Source organism: Glutamicibacter sp. BW78, assembly GCF_002332245.1.
GTDB classification, from domain to species: domain Bacteria; phylum Actinomycetota; class Actinomycetes; order Actinomycetales; family Micrococcaceae; genus Arthrobacter_H; species Arthrobacter_H rhombi_A.
Window position 1 is genome coordinate 190601 of the sequence record NZ_NRGU01000039.1, and the last position, 17600, is coordinate 208200.

Below are 17600 nucleotides of genomic sequence, written 5' to 3' on the forward strand. Positions count from 1 at the left end.
TTCTCCGGTGGGCTCGAGGGGTGGGGATCAGATAGTGGAGCGCGGGATCTGGCCGATGACCGCACGCGGCGCCGGGCAGGTGGCACCCTGGTTCCACGGCATCTTGGACAGCGCCTGGCCCATGGCGCAGGTGTTGGTGGCCGCCGAGACGGTCAGCCCGGTGCCGATCATCCCGGAAAGCAGGCGGAGCTTGGGTGACAGGAATTTCCCGGCCAGAAGTCCGGCGACCACCAAGGATCCGGCCACCAGGCGTACCTGACGCTCCAGGTCCCAGCGCTGGACTCCGCGCACGACGTCCCCACCGGCAGCGGCAAAGGCCGCCACACCGCCATCGAGCACCTGGGCGTGGTCGACACCGACACCGTCGAGGCGAGTGCGTGCTTGATCGGCACGGACTCCCGATTGGCAGACCAGCACCACGCGGCCATCGAGGCGTTCGGCCAGTTCGGCGGTGTGCTCGGAAAGCAACGGAAGCGGCACGTTGTACGAGCCACGAATGTGCATGGTCTCGAATTCGGCGGCAGAGCGGACGTCAATGATCTTCACGCCCTGCTGGTCGTCGATCCAGTTGCGGACCGTCTGTGCATCGAGATCGGTGACTGCGGATGGTGCAAGAGACACGTCTACTTCTTCCTGTCGGATCAGTGGTTCCCCAGCAGTCTCACACATACCCCCTAGGGTATGCAAAAACACCCAGGGGGGTATGATGAAACAACAAACCGACCACCAGGAGTAGTCATGCAGCTCGACACCACCGAACTCGCCCCCGTCATCAACCGACTCAAACGCGCCCAGGGCCAGCTCTCAGCCGTCACCCGGATGATCGAGGAGGGGCGCGAGTGCAAGGACGTCGTCACCCAGCTGTCGGCGGTCTCCAAGGCGCTGGATCGGGCCGGCTTCGCCATCATTGCCACCGGGCTGGAGCAGTGCCTCTCCAGCGAAGACGGCTCGATGGACAAGAAGGAGCTGGAGCGCCTCTTCCTCTCACTGGCCTAACCCAGTGAGAGGACACTGACGCGCATACTTCAATACCCTCGAGGGTATGTATCAGAGTGGGTTGTGACAGGACCGGTCTCGCCCGCAATAACACCGACCCCAGGAGGTCCCATGTGCCGAGCCCTGAAATGCCGCAAATGCCAGAAAACGACGTGGGCCGGTTGTGGCCAGCATGTCCAGCAGGTCATGGCGAATGTTCCCCGCGCCGACCGCTGCTCCTGCGATCCGAACGCCCCCAAGGAATCCTCGACCTCCGGCGGATGGCTCGCCCGCCTGTTCAAGCGCGCACCCTCCAACACCGGGGGATAGGCTGGGTGCCCCGACGCCCCGACGCCCCGACGAGAGGATCCGGCACCATGGAGCACGACGAACGGCCCACCACCTCCCAGGCCGACAGCGCCCCGCTGCTCGGAGGAAATCCTGGAACGCCCGGGCTCCGCGAGCCCTTCGCCCCGCAGGCCGGCCCCAGAAACCCGTGGCCGACGATCATCGGCATGATCACCACACTCTCCGTCATCGTGATCGTGCTGTTCATGGTGCTGTAGCTAGTCCACCGTGGTGGAGCCCCGCACCACCAACGAGCTGGCCAACGTCAACTCCTGGTCTTCGAGCATTTCGCCGGCCATGAGCCGGCGCAGCTGCTGCGCCGCCTGCCGGCCGAGTTCTTCGCCCGGCAGGTGCACACTGGTCAGTGACGGATTGCTCGTGCGCGAATACGGCAGGTCATCGAAGCCGGCGACAGCCAGGTCACCGGGAACGCGCAGCCCGCGGGCGCGGGCCTCCTGCAGGATCCCGTAGGCATGGGTATCGGTCGCGCAGACCACAGCGGTGACCCCTGCCTGCTGCCAGGCAGGCCAGACGGAGGCGAATTCGGAGGCGACCACACCGACGTCGATGGTGGTCGCCAAGCACGCGGCGTCCGGGACCTCCAGACCCAAGGCATCTGCGGCGGCCAGGAAGGCCGCGCGTCGCAACTCAAAGGTCGCCGTGCCGGTGATGCCGTCGACATAGGCGACCTTCCGGTGGCCGGCTGCGGCCAGATGCCCTGCCAGCTCCCGGGCGCCGTGGGCGACATCCAGGTTCACCGCGGCGAACCGCTTCCCCAGGCCCGGAGCGTCGAGCAGCACCAGCGGGTCCGGAGCCGACAGCTCCTCCAGGAACGCCTCGTCCGGGGCATCGACCAACAATCCGGCAGGTCGCAGGGACAGCAGCCTGCGGGTATCGTCGGCGCTGGGCAACGTACCTGCGTCCGTGACCGAGAGCAGTAGCTGGTAGTCCTGCCCCAGCGCCGTGCGCACTCCAGCGATCACGTTGGCGAAGAAGGGGTTGGAGATATCGGGGGCCACCATGATCACGGTCGAGCTGACTCCGCGGGACAGCGAGCTGCCGATGCCATCGACCACGTAGCCCAGCTCGTGGATGGCCTGCAACACGCGGGCCTCGTTGACCGCCGAGACCCGTCCACGTGATTTGCCGTTGGCGACCAGAGACACCGTGGCGGTGGAGACCTGCGCCCGTTCGGCGACCATCGCCGCGGTGGCCCGCCGCCTGCCGGGCGCGCCGGGAAGTGGGGCATCGGCGGATTCCATGGCCCCATCCTACCGAGCCGGCAGCCCGGCAGGGCCAACAGAACGAGCGCCTCGGGCCGCCGTCGCACCGTTCGACGTTAAGCGTTTGACGTAACGGGGTTGGCAGTGGAAAACTGCCCCTGAAGACCCCTGACGCCTGGCTCCTACCGGGCACCCCAATGACGTGGAGAAAAACATGGGCGCAGATGCCCCCGCCGGACCCCGCAAGATCATCCTGGACTGCGACCCCGGTCACGACGACGCCGTGGCCATCCTGTTGGCCCATGGCAACCCCGATATCGAACTGCTGGCGGTCACCACCGTCGTGGGCAACCAGACCCTGGCCAAGGTCACCCAGAACGCCTTGTCGGTGGGCACCATCGCCGGCATGACAGGCATCCCCTTCGCCGCAGGCTGTGACCGTCCGCTGGTTCGACAGGTCGAGACCGCCGGCGACATCCACGGCGAGACCGGCATGGACGGCCCCGCCCAGCCCGAACCGGCCATCGAACTGGATCGGCGTCACGCCGTGGATCTGATCATCGAGACGATCATGGCCCACGCGCCGGGGACGATCACCCTGGTCCCCACCGGCGGTTTGACCAACATCGCCATGGCCGCCCGCAAGGAACCACGCATCGTCGAACGGGTGCGCGAAGTGGTGCTGATGGGCGGCGGCTACCACGCCGGGAACTGGAGCGCCGTGGCCGAATTCAACATCATCATCGACCCCGAGGCCGCCCATATCGTCTTCAACGAGGACTGGCCGGTAGTCATGGTCGGACTGGACCTGACCCACCAGGCACTGGCCACCGACGAGGTCGTCGCCCGGATCGAGTCGATCGGCACGGGACCGGCGAAGTTCGTGCGCGAATTGATGGACTTCTTCGCACAGGCCTACCAAGACCATCAGGGTTTCGACTTTCCGCCGGTCCACGATCCCTGCGCCGTCGCCTACGTCATCGACCCGACCATCGTCTCCACCGTGAAGGTCCCCGTGAACATAGAACTCCGAGGAACCCTGACCCTGGGCATGACGGTCGCCGACTTCAGGGCCCCGGCGCCACCGGACTGCAACACCTCGGTCGCCGTGGACCTGGACCACGGGCGCTTCTGGGATCTGGTCACCGACGCCCTCGAACGCATTGGCAACGTGGATCTGGCCTCCGCCGCACCGATGACGGCGACTGCCCGATGAGCGCGACCACCACCCGTCCGGCGGCATCCTCCACCGGAGGGGCCACCGCTCTCATGGTCGCCCTGTTGGCCGCCTGCGTGGCCTTCCAACTCAACGCCTCCATGCTCAGCCCCGCGTTGGTGACCATCGGGCAGGAGCTTGACACCGACCAGGCCGCCGTCGGACTCTCGCAGACCTGGTTTTTCACCACCGCCGCACTCTTCTCGCTGTTCCTTCCCCGGCTCAGCGACATCATCGGACGCCGCCGGGTGTTGGTGGGGATGCTGTTGCTGACCGCCGTCGGCTCCACGGTCGCCGCGTTGGCACCGAATATCGGCTGGCTGTTCGCCGGACGTATCATCCAGGGCGTCAGCGGCCCCACCGTCCCGCTCTGCCTGCTCATGCTCCGCTCGGCCGTGACCGACCAGCGCCGCTACGGCACCTTGATGGGCCTCATCCTCGCCGTCAACGGCGGCATCGCCGGCGTCGACTCCTTCCTGGGTGGGTATCTGGCGGAGAACCACGGGTTCCGCAGCATCTTCTGGTTCATGGTCGTCATCTCCGTCGTCGCAGCGGCCTGCGTCGCCTGGAAGTCCCCCGAATCGACGCCGCAGGCCGGGACACGGATGGATTGGCGCGGCGTGTTGTTCATCGTCGTCGCCGTCGGCGCGCTGCTGACCGCCCTGAATGAGGGCGCCGAACTGGTGGCCGCCTTCTCGGCTTCCGGGCTGCTGGTGTCGCTGCTCCTGTTGGCGGTGGCCGTCGCCGCCTTTGCTGCATTCTGGGCCACTGAGAAGGCCTCCACGGAGCCAATGGTGCAGATCGTTCATCTGCGCCAACGCTCCACCTGGGCCCCGCTGCTGACCACGGTACTGACCATCACCGGCGTCTTCGCCGTCATCAACGGGATTGTTCCCGCCTACGTACAGGCCACGGATCAGGGCTTCGACCTCGGCCCCACGGCCACGGCCCTGCTGATCCTCACCCCGTACGCCCTGCTGGGCTGGATCGTCGGGCCATTCGCCGGCCGGCTGGCCCCGGTCCTCGGCTACAACAAGGTGTTGCGGCTCGGCCTCGTCGGCAGCATCGCCGCCCTGCTGGTGATCCTGCTGTTCGGTCTGGGCAGCCTGCCCTTGATGATCACCGGCACCGCCCTGCTGGGCATCGCCTATGCCGGCACTGCGAACATCATGCTCAACGGGTTGGGCATCGTCCTGTCCCCGGTCGGCAACCCCGGCTTCCTGCCGGGTATGACTGCCGGCGCGTTCAACCTCGGCGCCGGGCTCAGTTTCCTCGTGCTGCCTGCCGTGCTCGTGTCAACGACCGGGCCGGATGGGCAGGGCTCCTACGTAGCGGTCATCATCACCGGCCTCGTCATCACCGCGGCCGCCCTGTTCGCCTCGTTGCTCATCCCCAAACCCGTCGACGCGGAGGTCACCGCATGAACACCCCCAGCCACACCACCGAAGACCGGGGCCGCGTCGTGGTCGTCGGTTCCCTGAACGCCGATCTCACCATTTACACCCAACGCCTCCCCACCCCGGGCGAGACCCTGCATGGCGAAGGGTTCACCGTGAACCCCGGGGGCAAAAGTGCCAACCAGGCGGTCGCCGCCGGCCGACTCGGCGCCGACGTGACTCTTCTGGGTGCCGTCGGCGATGACCCGCACGGCACCATGCTGCTCGATTCCTGTTCCGCCGCAGGCGTCCGCACCGAGGCGGTACAGCGCGTGGTAGGGGTGGAAACCGGCGTCGCCGTGGTGACCGTGGACGCTGCGGGCGAGAACAGCATCGTCATTTCAGCAGGAGCCAACGGAACCGTATCGGAGGACACGATCATCCAGGCCTCCGGGCTGTTCACCGGCGCCTCGGTGGTGTGCCTGTGTCTGGAAGTTGCTCCGGAGGCAGTGATGGCTGCGGCGCGTGCCGGGAACGACGTCGGTGCCACCGTGGTCCTGAACCTCTCCCCCTATGCCCCGATCACCCGGGAGTTGGCGGAGCTGACGTCGGTGTTGCTGGTCAACACGCACGAGGCTTCCCAGTTCCTGGACGGCACGGGCATCCCCGCGGCCGACGCCGCCGATGAGGCCTGGGAGCCGGTGCTCGGACGTTTCACCGACCGCGGGTTGAACCGCGTGGTCGTCACCCTGGGCGCCCACGGATCGGTGGTGCTCGATGCCCACCCAGACGCCGGAGCCCGCATCACCAGGATCGCCCCCACCCGGGTGCACGCTGTGGACACCACCGGGACCGGCGACGCCTTCACCGGTGCCCTGGCGACCCGGTTGGCCGCAGGAGACCCCCTGTCCGACGCCGCCTCCTTCGCCTCGGTGGCCGCGGCCTTGGCTGCCACGAAGAAGGGTACGCAGGCCGCCTACCCCGACGACGCAGCGGTCACCGCGGCACGCTAGGTCCCGCGGGACCATTGTGGTGGGATGGTTGCATGAAACTTGCCACCCTTCGCACACCCGGCACCGGGGCCACCTTCGCCGCAGTGATCCACGGTGAGACGGCCCACGAACTGTCGGGGTTTTCCGACGTCGGGGCTTTCCTGGCCGCCGATGAACAAACCCGCGCCGAAGCTGTTGCGGCCGCCGATCCCACGGCTTCCCTGCGGACCCCCTCCGCCGGGATACCGGTAGCCGACGCCGATTTCGCGACGTTGCTCAGCTCCCCGGAGAAGGTCTTCTGCATCGGGCTGAACTACCGCAACCACATCCTAGAAACCGGGCAACAGCTCCCCGAATATCCGACGGTGTTCACGAAGTTCGCCCGCTCGCTCACCGGGCCGATGGACCCCATCGACGTGCCGCCGGAGGACCACCGACTCGATTGGGAAGGTGAACTGGCCATCGTCATCGGCAGGGCAGGCCGCCGGATCCCCGAGGCCGATGCCGCCGGGCATATTGCCGGCTATACGGTCGCCAATGACGTATCGATGCGCGGCTGGCAAGGGCGGACCGCCGAATGGCTGGCCGGTAAATGCTGGGAGGCCTCCACCCCGGTGGGCCCGTATCTGGTCAGCGCCGAAGAATTTCCCGACGGGGCCCGCATCAGCACCCGAGTCAACGGCGAGACCGTCCAGGAGGATTCGACAGCAGATTTGGTGTTCGGCCCGGCTCGACTGGTCGCCTACCTCTCCACCATGGTCACCCTGGTCCCCGGCGACCTCATCCTCACGGGGACTCCGGCGGGGGTGGCCTTGGGACGGCGCAACGAGCAGGGACGCCACCCCTGGCTCACCTCCGGGGATGTGCTGGAAACAGGGATCGACGGCCTCGGAACTCAGCGCAACCGGATCCGATAGAAGGTTCCGGAACCCGCGCTCAGCCCGCCTCGGTGAAAGACAGGCAGTACAGCAGGTTCGACACCGTGCTGCGATCCGCTGCCTCCGGATCCGCTGCGGCGATCGCCTCAAGAAGTTCCTCATGACCTGCCGCCCGGCAACCGTCGAAACCGCGGTAGAGGCGCTGGGCTAGCTTGCTGCCATGGAAGACGTCACCGAAACTGGCATACAGCTCGGCCAATAAGGCATTTCCCGAGGCGCGGGCCACCCCCAGATGGAAGTTCCAGTCGGCGTCGATCCACCCCTCGATATCCTCGACCTCCCACGCTCGACGGCGTTCGGCCAGAATTGCCCGCAGCTGCTCCAGCTCGGCTTCACCGGCGACGCCCGCTGCCAGCCGGGCCGCTTGGGCGTCCAGGGCGAACCTGACCTGCATGACGTCCTGGTCGGAATGACGTTGGTAGGCCTGCCCGATGGCGCCTTCGATCTCGCTGCGAGTGCGCACATAGGTTCCGTCCCCGCGACGGACTTGAAGCATGCCGGCATGCGATAGGGCCTTGATGGCTTCACGCAGCGTGCCCCGCGAGACGGCAAATCGTTCGATCAGCGCCGGCTCGGCGGGGATCCGTGCACCGACCGGCCACTCGCCCGAGCTGATGGCCCGGCGCAGGGCATCGGTGACTTGTTGGACCAAGGGGGTCCGCGGCGGGATGTTCATGCCGGCACCTCACGCTTCCTCCTCCGGCGTGCCTGACCTGCCGGTCCTGCCGGTCTATCGGAGGTGAGAGCCCAGGCCAGCAGCAGCTGGATCACCGCGACGACGAACAACACCCACAACGGTGCGGTCCAGCCGCCGGCCAGGGTGTGGAGCAACGCCAGGCCGAAGGGTCCAGCGCTGGCCACCAGGTAACCCACGGATTGGGCCACCGTGGAGATCGCCGTGGTTTCGACAGCATTGCGGCCGCTGCGGCTAATGACGACCAGCAAGAGAGGGAAGATCGTGAGTCCGAGGCCCAACAGGACCACTGACAGGACGGAGAAACCGACGGGCAGCAGGATCAGGCAGCTCAGACCCAGCAGGATCCCGATACAGCACACCATGAAGGCCGAACGCAGCAGATGCGGGCGGGTGGCCATGGCCAACAGCACCACGGTCGCCGGGATCGTGACCAGCTGCATGAGACCCAGCATGATTCCTGCTGCCGAGGGGTCCATGCCACGGGAGATCAGGATGACCGGCAACCAACTGATCAGCGAATAGACCAACAGTGCCTGGACGGTGAAGAACCCCGTGATCAGCAGGCCCTGGCGGGTTCGCAAGACTGCCAGCAGTGAGCCTCCGGGTTCCGCCGGAGCCACCGGCAGGGCGGCATCCTGTCGCGGCCGCGGCCGCGGCCGACCGGCGATCGCCAACGGGATGAAGACCAGGACGGAGACGGCGGCCAGAATCGACCAGGCAGCCAACCCCAGGCTCGGGGAACCCAGTTGCCGGGCCAACGGGACCCCCAGCGCCGAGGCTGCGGTGGCCCCGAGGGACATCGTGATCGTGTACGTTCCGGTCAGGGTCGATGTCCGGTGTGCATAGTGTTCGCGGATGAAGGAGGGCATCGCCACGTTGCACAACGCGATCCCGCACATTCCTGCGACGGTCCCCACCAGCAGCATGCCCACCGAGGGGATGGCACGGATCGCCAGCCCGGCAGCCAGGATGACCAACGCCAACAAAATGGTCCGCTCCACCCCGATGCGGCGGACCAACCATGCGGTCGCGGCACCGGCGAAGGCGAAGGTCACCGTGGGGATGGAAGGGAGGATGGCCGCCACCAACGGCCCGTACCCGAGCACCGCCTGCAGGTCGTGGAACAGGGCGGCGGCACTGGTGATGCCGGCCCTCAGGTTCAAACCCACCAGCACGACGGCGACCACGCCGAGCACCGTGATCCAGCGCGTCCGGGGGATGACGGAGGGTGGTGGGGCGGTGGCAGTCGAAGAGGGCACGGAGAAACATTAGACGTCTGATGTTTCATGGTCCAACTATGGTGATCCACGTCTTATCGCCGTTGGAATTATGCTGGGTTCATGACTTTCACTACCTGCGACCTGTTCGACGACGACGAATCGCTCCAGACGCTCTCCGTGCAGCTCCAGAACCTGGGGGGACGGACATGGTTCAGCGGCCCGATACGGACCATCCGCTGCGACCGCGATAACGCCCTGCTCAAACAGACCCTGAACACTCCCGGCGAGGGCGCCGTCCTCGTTGTTGACGGCGGCGGATCACTGGAGACCGCCCTCATGGGTGACATGATCGGCGAGGCCGCCGTGGCCAACGGCTGGTCGGGCGTCGTCATCCATGGCTGCATCCGCGACCGGGTGGCCCTGGCCGAACTGGACCTCGGGGTGAAGGCCATCGGTTCAAACCCGCGCAAGTCCTCCAAACACGGCAACGGAGAGGCCGACGTCATTCTCTCCTTCGGCGGGGTCGACTTCAGGCCGGGTGCCATGCTGCATTCGGACGAGGACGGGATCGTCGTCGAGGCCTGAGCTCCGGGCACACCTGCCGACGCCATGGCGGTGCGACGAGTTATATGCAACTATCTACGCATGAATGCAGATAGTGAATTTACTGTGCCGCCGGACAGTGACTACGTGGAGTTGGCGGTGGAAGTCTTCACGATGCTGGCCGATGCGACCCGAGTCCGCATCATCTTGGCACTGCGCGATGGGGAATTGCCGGTGAATAGCCTGGCCGAAATCGTCTCCAAGTCGCCGGCCGGAGTGTCGCAGCACCTGGCGAAACTGCGCCTGGCCCGCATCGTGGCGACGCGGCAGGGGGGAAACAGGGTCTTTTACCGTCTCGCCAACGAGCACGCCCGACAGCTGGTGACCGACGCTATTTTCCAAGCCCAACACGCCCTGGATGAACACCCGGCCCACCACAAGCAGGACCGTCCTCCCACGGAAACAACTACGGATGCCGCGCGTGCTTGAGGTCCTGCGCAACGCGTCCTACCGGAAGCTCTTCAGCGCCCAAGTCGTCGCCTTGCTGGGTACCGGCCTACTCACGGTGGCCCTGTCCCTGCTGGCCTTCGACCTGGCCGGCGGCGACGCAGGCATCGTTCTCGGCACGGCACTGACCATCAAGATGCTCGCCTACGTCGCCGTGGCACCCATCGCCGCGGCCATCACCTCGCAGGTGCCTCGCAAGGTCCTGCTGATCGGCTCCGATGTGCTGCGTGCCGGAGTTGCCCTCATGCTGCCCTTCGTCACCGAAGTTTGGCAGATCTACGTGTTGATCTTCGTGTTGCAGGCCGCCTCGGCGACGTTCACCCCGGCGTTCCAGGCAGTGATCCCGGAGATTTTGCCCGAGGAGCGCCAATACACTCGGGCCTTGTCCATGTCCCGCCTCGCCTACGACCTGGAATCCCTGCTCAGCCCGATGCTCGCCGCGGCCCTGCTCACCCTTCTTAGCTACCACAATCTCTTCGTGGGCACGGCCATCGGATTCGTCGGCTCGGCCGTCCTGGTCTTGGCGACCGTCTTTCCCGCCCTCCGGCCCGCCGCTGCTTCCCCGTTCCTGGAACGGCTGACCCGCGGATCCCGGGTGTTCTGGAAAACTCCTGAACTTCGGAGTCTCCTGGCACTGAACATGGTGGTCGCCGCGGCCACCGCCATGGTCGTGGTGAACACCGTGGTGCTGGTCCAGGGACAGTTGGGTCGCTCGCAAACCGATGTCGCGCTGCTTCTGGCCGCCTACGGCAGCGGCTCCATGATCGTTGCGCTGGCACTTCCCCGGGTGCTCGACGCGATCCCCGATCGACGGGTCATGCTCGGCGGAGCCATCATTCTGCCGGCCGGGCTGGTGGCCACCTCAGCTGCGACGATGCTCGCGGATTCGGGGTCGACATGGGCGTTCCTGCTGACCATCTGGTTGGTGTTGGGGGCAGCGACCTCCCTCATCCTGACGCCCTCGGCTCGGCTTCTGCGGCGTTTCTCGAACGAGTCAAACCGGCCTGCGGTGTTCGCCGCACAGTTCTCCCTTTCCCACGCCTGCTTCATTCTCACCTATCCGGCAGCCGGAATCTCGGGGGCGCTGCTGGGGCTGCCGGCCACGGCGCTGGTCCTCGCCGGACTCACCGTGGCAGCGGCAGTGGCCGCACGGCGGGCCTGGCCCGCCCGCAGCTCGGTGAACCGTCAAGGCGTGGCCTGACGACAAAAGATCAGGCGTTCCAGAGGCCGTAGGAGTCGGCCAGGTCGGCGATCTTCTGGGCGCGGGCCAGACGCGGCAGGTAGGAGCCGTCGCCGACCGAAGCGCCGGCGGCATGGGCTTCGAGCAGTTCGTGGGCCCAGGAGAGTTCGTCGGTGCTCGGCGAGAGATCCTGGTTGATGTCATCGACCTGTCCTGCGGAGAGACTCAGCTTGCCGGTCATGCCCATGGTGGCCGTCGTCCGGCAGCTGGCGTGCACGGCCTCGGAGTCAGCTCCTGCGGCGGCGGGGCCGTCGATGGCTCCAGGCAGCTGCCCGACGCGGGAGGCCACCACCAGCTTGCCTCGGGCGTAGGCCAACGCCAGCGGGTCGTCGGAGACGCCGGTGTCCTTGCGGAAGTCGTTGACGCCGAAGGCCAGCCGGAACGTGCCGGGGGCGGAGGCAATCGGGGTGGCGTTTTCGATGCCGACCGCCGATTCGATCAACGCCAGTACCGGGGTACCGGCCTGCAGACGCATGGCCGTCAGGGTCACCTGTTCGGGCTTTTCGGTCATCGCCAACATCACCCCGCGCAGGCCCTTGGCCTTGGACAGTGCCGCCAAGTCTTCGGCCCAGAAATCGGTTTCGATTCCGTTGACGCGCACCCAAGCGGTCATCCCGGTGCTCAGCGCTTCGACCACGGCATCGCGGGCTTCGGCCTTCTGGCTATCGGGTACCGAGGCTTCCATATCGAAAATGACCGAGTCCGCTTCGGATGACAGTGCCGGGGCAAACAACTCGGGGTTTGCTGCATTGACCAACAGCCACGAGCGGGAAAGTTTGGCAGGCAGGGACGCGGCGCGGCGGTTACGAAGGGACATACCTACACACTACCGAGTTGGCGCCTCCGCCTTCCACCGGACAGGGCGGTCATCACACCCCGCCCGTGAGGTTGTGCCTCCCCGCCCCCCATGCTTGACTTTCAGTGCCCACGAAAACCCACGTCAACCACTAGTCAGCGGAGGCTCCCATGCCAGGTCATCGTCGCGTCGAACCTGAGAGCGGCACTGCCGCCGATACCGCAGCGAAGGATCGCAACGCGCCCTCGCCCGACGACGCACGCAAACCCTCGGCGCCGACCGATCTGCGCGGCCCGTCATGGAAATACGTGATGAAGCGGTCACTGCACGAGTTCGGCCGTAATAAGTGCACGGACCAGGCTGCGGGTCTGACCTATCACGCGGTCTTGTCCATCTTCCCGGCCCTGCTGGCGATGGTCTCCGTGCTGGGTGTCGTCGGCCAGGCCGAATCCACCACGAAGGCGTTGATCGGTTTCCTCGAGAAGTTCGCGAGCCCGGGGGTTGTCGATACGCTGCGTCAGCCCATCGAGCAGCTCACCAATACCCCCTCGGCCGGGCTGGCTCTCATCGTCGGTATCCTCGGTGCCTTGTGGTCGGCCTCGGGCTACACCGGGGCGTTCGGGCGGGCGATGAACCAGATCTATGACGTGACCGAAGGCCGCTCCTTCTTCAAACTCAAGCCGGTGCTGCTGCTGGTGACCCTGGTGATGCTGCTGGTCGCCGTCGTCGTGGTGGTCCTGCTGATCGTCTCGGGCCCCATCGCCCAGACCATCGGTGATGTGATCGGACTCGGCGACACCGCGGTGCTGGTGTGGGGCATCGCCAAATGGCCGCTCGCCGTGCTCCTGGTCATCCTCGTGATCGCCATCCTCTACTACGGCACCCCTAACGTGAAGCAGCCCAAGTTCCGCTGGCTCAGCGTGGGTTCGGTGATCGCGCTGGTGGTCTTGGCGCTGGCCACCGTCGGTTTCTTCTTCTACGTGTCCAACTTCGGGAACTACAACGCAACCTACGGGGCCATTGGTGGCGTCATCGTCCTGCTGCTGTGGATCTGGATCGCGAACCTTTCGCTGCTCCTGGGGGCAGTCTTCGACTCGGAGATGGAACGGGCCCGCCAGTTGCAGGGTGGCATCAAGGCAGAGCGCTCGGTGCAGTTGCCCCCACGCGATACCAAGGCCAGCGATAAGCAGGCCTTGGTCGAGGAACGTGACGTCCAGGCCGGCAGCTCGCTGCGGCACCAGGCGGCCCGCGAACCGGAAGACAGCTAGCGGGCGAGCTTCTTGAGGTTGACGGTGGGGTCTGCCAAGTGCGCGGGATCCACGCGGATCCGCCGGTCGATGATCCGACGGGCGGCCTTCACCGCCAACCCCCCGTCCACCGTGGCACACCCGAGCAGATAACCCTCGCCGTCCACCCGGAAGGCCATGACCGGAACCCCGTCCGCCTCGCGGATCACGGTGGTCCCCGGTTCGGTCATCGAGCCCACCCCTTCGACATGGACCCCGTGGCGGTCGGACCAGAACCAGTCGGCCCGTTGCGTCGGAGCTTCGACTCCGGCGATGGCCGATGCCGCCTGGTGGCCCGAGTTCATCGCGTTTTCCCAGTGCTCCGCCCGCCGTTTGAGGACGCCTTCAACGGTGCGGGTCCGGGCGCAGTCCCCCACGGCGTAGACGCGCCGGTGGCTGGTGCGTTGCTGGCTGTCCACGATGATCCCGCCGTCGACCTCCAGCCCCGAGGCCTCGGCGAGCGCCGTATTGGGGGTGATCCCGACCCCCACCAAGACGGCGTCGGCGATGATCTCTTCACCGTTCGCGAGCGCAATGATGTGTTGCCCCTCGTTCCGGGTGATGGATTCGGGAATTCCCGTCACCACGGTGACTCCCTTCTCGGCATGCATATCGTGCAACCGGCGGGCCAGTTCGGGACCGACGGCCGGGACCAGGGGCGGGTCCATGGGGTCGATGAGGACGACGACGGCGCCCAGTTCACGGGCCGCAGAGGCAGTTTCTGCCCCGATGAGGCCCGCCCCGATAATCGCCAGCCGTATGCCGGGCAGTAACGCGTGGCGCAGCCGGTCCGCGTCGTCCCGGTTGCGCAACTCCAGCACGGTGCCCAGGTCCCCGCCGGGGATCGAAAGTTTCCGTGCCGTCCCCCCGGTGGCCAGGACCAGCACGTCGGCATCCAAAACCGTGCCGTCGACCAGAACCACTTCGCCAGTCGCCGGGTGCAGGCTGGCCACGGCTCCGGTGAGGATTTCGATCTCGTGCTCTTCACACCAGGCAGCGTCGGCCAGCAGCAGTCCCGTCTGGTCGGTGCGCCCGAGCAGGTAGTCCTTGCTCAAGGGCGGCCGGTCATAGGGCAGTCCTTCGGGGTCCACGATTCTGACCCGTCCGGTATGGCCCAGGCTGCGCAGCTGACGCGCCGTGGAGAATCCCGCCAGCCCGGCACCGATGATCAGGACGGAGGCCTCCGGGCCCGAAGATGGGTTGCCTCGGTTGGATGCGGTGCTGGATTCGGTGTTCATGCCCGGTTGCTCCCGTGGATGTCTTCGATGATCTGCAAGGTGGCCACGGCGTCCTCCGGATCCACCGGCAGCAAAGTGTTGCCGTGGACCGCCGTGGCGAAGAGACGATAGAACTCCGGATAGGCGCCCACCGCCGAGGGCACCGGTTCCATGGACCCCGGAACACCGAGCCGACCCCACTGGTTTTCTGGGACCCGCCCATACCCTGCGTCGTCGGGTTTCATTCCGGCGTCCAGCGCTGCCTCCTGCCCGTCGGTACCCCAGATTTCGAATCCGGCACGGGATCCCAGGACCCGGAAGCGCGGAGCCGGGACCGCGAAGTGCAGCCCGACCGATAAATGCGAATCCACGCCTGACTGGTGCCGGATGACGATGGAGGCATCTTCGTCCGCGTCGGATCCTCCAGCACTGATCCTCCGGGTCAGCCCATGCACCTTCGCCGCAGGTCCGAATAAGGCCACTGCCTGGTCGATGACGTGGCTGCCCAGATCGAACAGGACTCCCCCGCCACCTGAAATTCCTGCGCTGTCTTTCCAATCACGCAGTCCTGCGGGTTTCCAGCGTTCGAACCGTGACTCGAAGGTGTGGACCTCACCGAGGGACCCCTCACGGACCACCCGGGCAACAGTCAAAAAGTCAGCGTCCCACCGGCGGTTCTGGAAAACTGAGAGCTTCACGCCGGCGGCGTCGGCCGCCGCAATGACTTCACGTCCTTCGGCAGCAGAGATGGCAAAGGGTTTATCGATCACCACATGCAGGCCGTGCCCGATCGCTTCCAGTGCCAGGGGTGCATGGGTGGCCGGCGGGGTTCCGATGACGACCACATCAAAATCTGCGGCCCGGGCGAAGAGGGTCTGCGCGTCGGGGATGATCAAGGTCTCTGGGTGGGCCGTAGCAGCGTCGGCACTGCGCACCGGGTGACTAGTGACGATCGCGTCCAGCGAGTAATCGGGGTCGGCGGCAATCAGCGGGGCGTGGAAGACGCGGCCGGACAGCCCATATCCCAGCACGGCGGTACGCAATTTCGGGCGCGGGTTCATGGTGGCTCCTTCGGGACGGGTCTAGCCAAACCCTACCAATCAGGACGCCGGCGGCTTCTGGAAGTAAACTAATGGCGAAGAGCCACGGGCACCTGCCCTCTGGCTCGCCACCCGGCGGTCCGGGACCCGGAACCGCCGGGCACGGACGGCACGGCCCACGTCGACGAAAGGTAGTGCTCATGGCGAAGGACCCGAAGCCAGCGAAGGACCCCCGGAAGCCGGCCACCGGGACACCGGTCGGCGATCAGCCAGCAGGGCCGACGCCCGCAGGGGTCACCCCCACCGGCGGCACACCGGCCAATCAGCCCACCGGCGGCACCTCCGCCGCACGTGCCGAGGACCCGCTCCGGGTCACCCGTAGCGGGGTCATGTGGACGGCGACGGTGCTGGCGTTGGTGTTCCTGGTGCTGCTGATCATCTTCATCGCGCAGAACACCAATACGGTGCAGCTGCGCTACTTCGGGTGGGAGGGGACGGTCCAACTCGGACTGGCACTGTTCGTTGGAGCGGTCGGCGGCGGCATCATCGTCGCCATTGCCGGAGCGGCCCGCATCGTCCAATTGCGCAGCCACGCCCGCAAGGCCCAGCCGAAGGCACCCAAGAAGGCCCCAAAGAAGGGCTAGGACCCGGCTGCCACTTCGCGGGCCCAGGCCGTGATCGCCACGGCCGACCCATCGGTGATGTCCAGCACCGGTGACGGGTCGGCCCGCTCGCGGTCGGGAACCTCCGGGTCGCGCTCACCGGGGTGGCGGATGGTATCCGGCGCGGAGGCCGCGGAATGCCCCTCCCGGCCCGAGCGCAACGGAAGTCGGGCCCGCGCGGCGCCGGCATACGGGGCCACCAGCGCGGTGCCCGGGGTGGGAACCCCCGCGGTGGCCATGGCGTTCCATCCCAGTTCCGCCGTTGCACTGGAGCCCGGTTCCAGGATCACTGCCGCCAGGCCGGCATCCTCGGTCATGAAGGATCCGCCCCGGTAGAACAAGACGTTCATCGCATCGCCCTCGGCGTTGTCGAAGACGATATCGGGGTAGTTCCCCAGCCGACATGCCTGCCCCGAGGTGTTGGTGACCCGCAGCAATTGGGAACGGTGTCCGGTCGCGGCGTCCCCGATGCCGAATTCGCTGTGCACCGCATCCCCTGAACACCAGTGTCCGCCCTCGGGATGCGCGGAACCGGGAGCCCCCTCCTCGACGGCCGCCGAGACGTCGGGGTGCCCGAAGTGCTTCGGTGCGGGGGGCGGTTCGGAGACAGCCGGGGTCGTGGCCCGGGGTGCCGCAGCGGCCAGCGAGATCGCCGCCACCAGCACGACGGCGAAGCCCAGTGCCGGCAGAATATCCACGATGGCGCGCGTACCCCGCCATGCAGGAGACTTCCTCCCCGACGGTGCGGTGGCAGCTTCGGTGGAGTGTCGGCTCACCAGGACCGCGACCGCCGCGGGAATCCAGCCCCACACCAGCCCCCAATAGGCTCCTGCCCCGACCTGTGGCTGGACTCCTGAGAAGATGAACGACCACCGTGCCGGGGGCCATCCGGCAACGATGGCGCCCAGGGCCAGCAGCGCGCCCAGCAGGGCTGCGGCAGCGACCACGCACGCCCAGCCGGCCAGGAAGAGAGCCAGCGGTTTCGGGCGGGGAACCTGTCGCAGCACCGCAGGCAGCAACGCCAACAGAAGCGAACCCAGGGCCAGCGCGGCGGCCAGTGGAACGAGGAAGGGCCAGGGTGCCGGAATCCCGGCCAGCCCGGATGGCCCCGTGGCGGGAATCAGTGGCTTCAGGGCGGTGATGACCGGCCCGGTGCCGGGCGCGGCGATCCACTGATTGATCAGCGTGGCCACCAGCCAGACGCCCGCGGCGGTCACCGCGGCCCACAGGGCAACTGCCGGGCGGACGGAAACGGGGCGCTGCGGGGTCATTCCCGGAGTGTACCGGGCACGATCCCCCGCCGCGTCCTCGTTCCGCCGGCCGG

At 66.9% G+C, this 17600-nt stretch carries 20 protein-coding genes; 12 read left to right on the top strand and 8 right to left on the bottom strand.

The features are described from left to right. Nucleotides 1-27 precede the first annotated feature (27 nt). Nucleotides 28-669: a rhodanese-like domain-containing protein gene (locus CIK75_RS13715; RefSeq protein ID WP_096224472.1), complete on the bottom strand. Its 642-nt coding sequence runs from the start codon at nt 667-669 to the stop codon at nt 28-30. Nucleotides 670-738: 69 nt separating this feature from the next. Here CIK75_RS13715 and CIK75_RS13720 point away from each other — a divergent pair, with 69 nt between their 5' ends. The 3 genes from CIK75_RS13720 to CIK75_RS13730 all read left to right on the top strand — a co-directional run bounded on the left by CIK75_RS13720 (nt 739) and on the right by CIK75_RS13730 (nt 1541). Next, nucleotides 739-996, top strand: coding sequence for a metal-sensitive transcriptional regulator (locus CIK75_RS13720; protein WP_096224473.1), 258 nt, complete (start codon nt 739-741; stop codon nt 994-996). 111 nt (nt 997-1107) lie between these two features. Continuing rightward, nucleotides 1108-1305: a hypothetical protein gene (locus CIK75_RS13725; protein ID WP_096224474.1), complete on the top strand. Its 198-nt coding sequence runs from the start codon at nt 1108-1110 to the stop codon at nt 1303-1305. A gap of 47 nt (nt 1306-1352) precedes the next feature. After that, complete coding sequence (locus CIK75_RS13730; RefSeq protein ID WP_096224475.1) at nt 1353-1541, top strand: hypothetical protein; 189 nt, start codon at nt 1353-1355, stop codon at nt 1539-1541. Here CIK75_RS13730 and CIK75_RS13735 read toward each other — a convergent pair whose 3' ends face one another. Continuing rightward, on the bottom strand, nt 1542-2585 hold the full coding sequence (locus CIK75_RS13735; RefSeq protein WP_096224476.1) for a LacI family DNA-binding transcriptional regulator: 1044 nt from the start codon (nt 2583-2585) through the stop codon (nt 1542-1544). Nucleotides 2586-2760: 175 nt separating this feature from the next. On the opposite strand from CIK75_RS13735, the gene CIK75_RS13740 reads away from it, so the two are divergent. Genes CIK75_RS13740 through CIK75_RS13755 form a run of 4 tightly spaced genes read left to right on the top strand, consistent with a single transcriptional unit; the run spans nt 2761 to nt 7047 of the window. After that, nucleotides 2761-3762: a nucleoside hydrolase gene (locus CIK75_RS13740; RefSeq protein WP_096224477.1), complete on the top strand. Its 1002-nt coding sequence runs from the start codon at nt 2761-2763 to the stop codon at nt 3760-3762. Then, on the top strand, nt 3759-5186 hold the full coding sequence (locus tag CIK75_RS13745; RefSeq protein ID WP_096224478.1) for an MFS transporter: 1428 nt from the start codon (nt 3759-3761) through the stop codon (nt 5184-5186). The genes CIK75_RS13740 and CIK75_RS13745 overlap by 4 nt, the downstream gene beginning before the upstream one ends. Beyond that, entirely contained in the window at nt 5183-6151 is a 969-nt protein-coding gene (locus CIK75_RS13750) for a ribokinase (protein ID WP_096224479.1), read from the top strand. Before CIK75_RS13745 ends, CIK75_RS13750 begins: the two co-directional genes overlap by 4 nt. Nucleotides 6152-6183: 32 nt before the next feature. Next, nucleotides 6184-7047 carry a fumarylacetoacetate hydrolase family protein gene (locus CIK75_RS13755; protein WP_096224480.1) on the top strand — a complete coding sequence of 288 codons (864 nt, stop codon included), beginning with the start codon at nt 6184-6186 and terminating at the stop codon, nt 7045-7047. A 19-nt stretch (nt 7048-7066) separates the two neighbouring features. Here the strand turns inward: CIK75_RS13755 and CIK75_RS13760 are convergent, their stop codons facing one another. Further along, a complete protein-coding gene (locus CIK75_RS13760; RefSeq protein ID WP_086996546.1) occupies nt 7067-7744 on the bottom strand; it encodes a FadR/GntR family transcriptional regulator in 678 nt (225 codons plus the stop codon). Further along, entirely contained in the window at nt 7741-9024 is a 1284-nt protein-coding gene (locus tag CIK75_RS13765; RefSeq protein ID WP_096224481.1) for an MFS transporter, read from the bottom strand. The genes CIK75_RS13760 and CIK75_RS13765 overlap by 4 nt, the downstream gene beginning before the upstream one ends. Before the next feature lie 81 nt (nt 9025-9105). On the opposite strand from CIK75_RS13765, the gene rraA reads away from it, so the two are divergent. The 3 genes from rraA to CIK75_RS13780 are packed head-to-tail and all read left to right on the top strand — an operon-like array spanning nt 9106 to nt 11236. Continuing rightward, complete coding sequence (rraA, locus tag CIK75_RS13770) at nt 9106-9570, top strand: ribonuclease E activity regulator RraA (protein ID WP_086996552.1); 465 nt, start codon at nt 9106-9108, stop codon at nt 9568-9570. A 60-nt stretch (nt 9571-9630) separates the two neighbouring features. Beyond that, complete coding sequence (locus CIK75_RS13775; protein WP_086996555.1) at nt 9631-10017, top strand: metalloregulator ArsR/SmtB family transcription factor; 387 nt, start codon at nt 9631-9633, stop codon at nt 10015-10017. Further along, on the top strand, nt 10010-11236 hold the full coding sequence (locus CIK75_RS13780; protein ID WP_086996775.1) for an MFS transporter: 1227 nt from the start codon (nt 10010-10012) through the stop codon (nt 11234-11236). The genes CIK75_RS13775 and CIK75_RS13780 overlap by 8 nt, the downstream gene beginning before the upstream one ends. 10 nt (nt 11237-11246) lie before the next feature. On the opposite strand, the gene CIK75_RS13785 is transcribed toward CIK75_RS13780, so the two are convergent. Continuing rightward, nucleotides 11247-12092, bottom strand: coding sequence for a CoA ester lyase (locus tag CIK75_RS13785; protein ID WP_086996559.1), 846 nt, complete (start codon nt 12090-12092; stop codon nt 11247-11249). A gap of 149 nt (nt 12093-12241) precedes the next feature. Here CIK75_RS13785 and CIK75_RS13790 point away from each other — a divergent pair, with 149 nt between their 5' ends. Then, nucleotides 12242-13339: a YihY/virulence factor BrkB family protein gene (locus CIK75_RS13790; RefSeq protein ID WP_086996562.1), complete on the top strand. Its 1098-nt coding sequence runs from the start codon at nt 12242-12244 to the stop codon at nt 13337-13339. Here CIK75_RS13790 and CIK75_RS13795 read toward each other — a convergent pair. Beyond that, entirely contained in the window at nt 13336-14595 is a 1260-nt protein-coding gene (locus tag CIK75_RS13795) for an FAD-dependent oxidoreductase (RefSeq protein WP_096224482.1), read from the bottom strand. The two genes, CIK75_RS13790 and CIK75_RS13795, sit on opposite strands and share 4 nt — an antisense overlap. Continuing rightward, a complete protein-coding gene (locus CIK75_RS13800) occupies nt 14592-15635 on the bottom strand; it encodes a Gfo/Idh/MocA family oxidoreductase (protein ID WP_086996567.1) in 1044 nt (347 codons plus the stop codon). Before CIK75_RS13800 ends, CIK75_RS13795 begins: the two co-directional genes overlap by 4 nt. Nucleotides 15636-15814: 179 nt before the next feature. On the opposite strand from CIK75_RS13800, the gene CIK75_RS16360 reads away from it, so the two are divergent. Next, nucleotides 15815-16258, top strand: a complete 444-nt coding sequence (locus tag CIK75_RS16360; RefSeq protein ID WP_086996569.1) for a lipopolysaccharide assembly protein LapA domain-containing protein — start codon at nt 15815-15817, stop codon at nt 16256-16258. Here CIK75_RS16360 and CIK75_RS13810 read toward each other — a convergent pair. Next, nucleotides 16255-17547 carry a DUF4232 domain-containing protein gene (locus CIK75_RS13810; RefSeq protein ID WP_086996572.1) on the bottom strand — a complete coding sequence of 431 codons (1293 nt, stop codon included), beginning with the start codon at nt 17545-17547 and terminating at the stop codon, nt 16255-16257. The genes CIK75_RS16360 and CIK75_RS13810 overlap by 4 nt on opposite strands. Nucleotides 17548-17600: the final 53 nt, after the last annotated feature.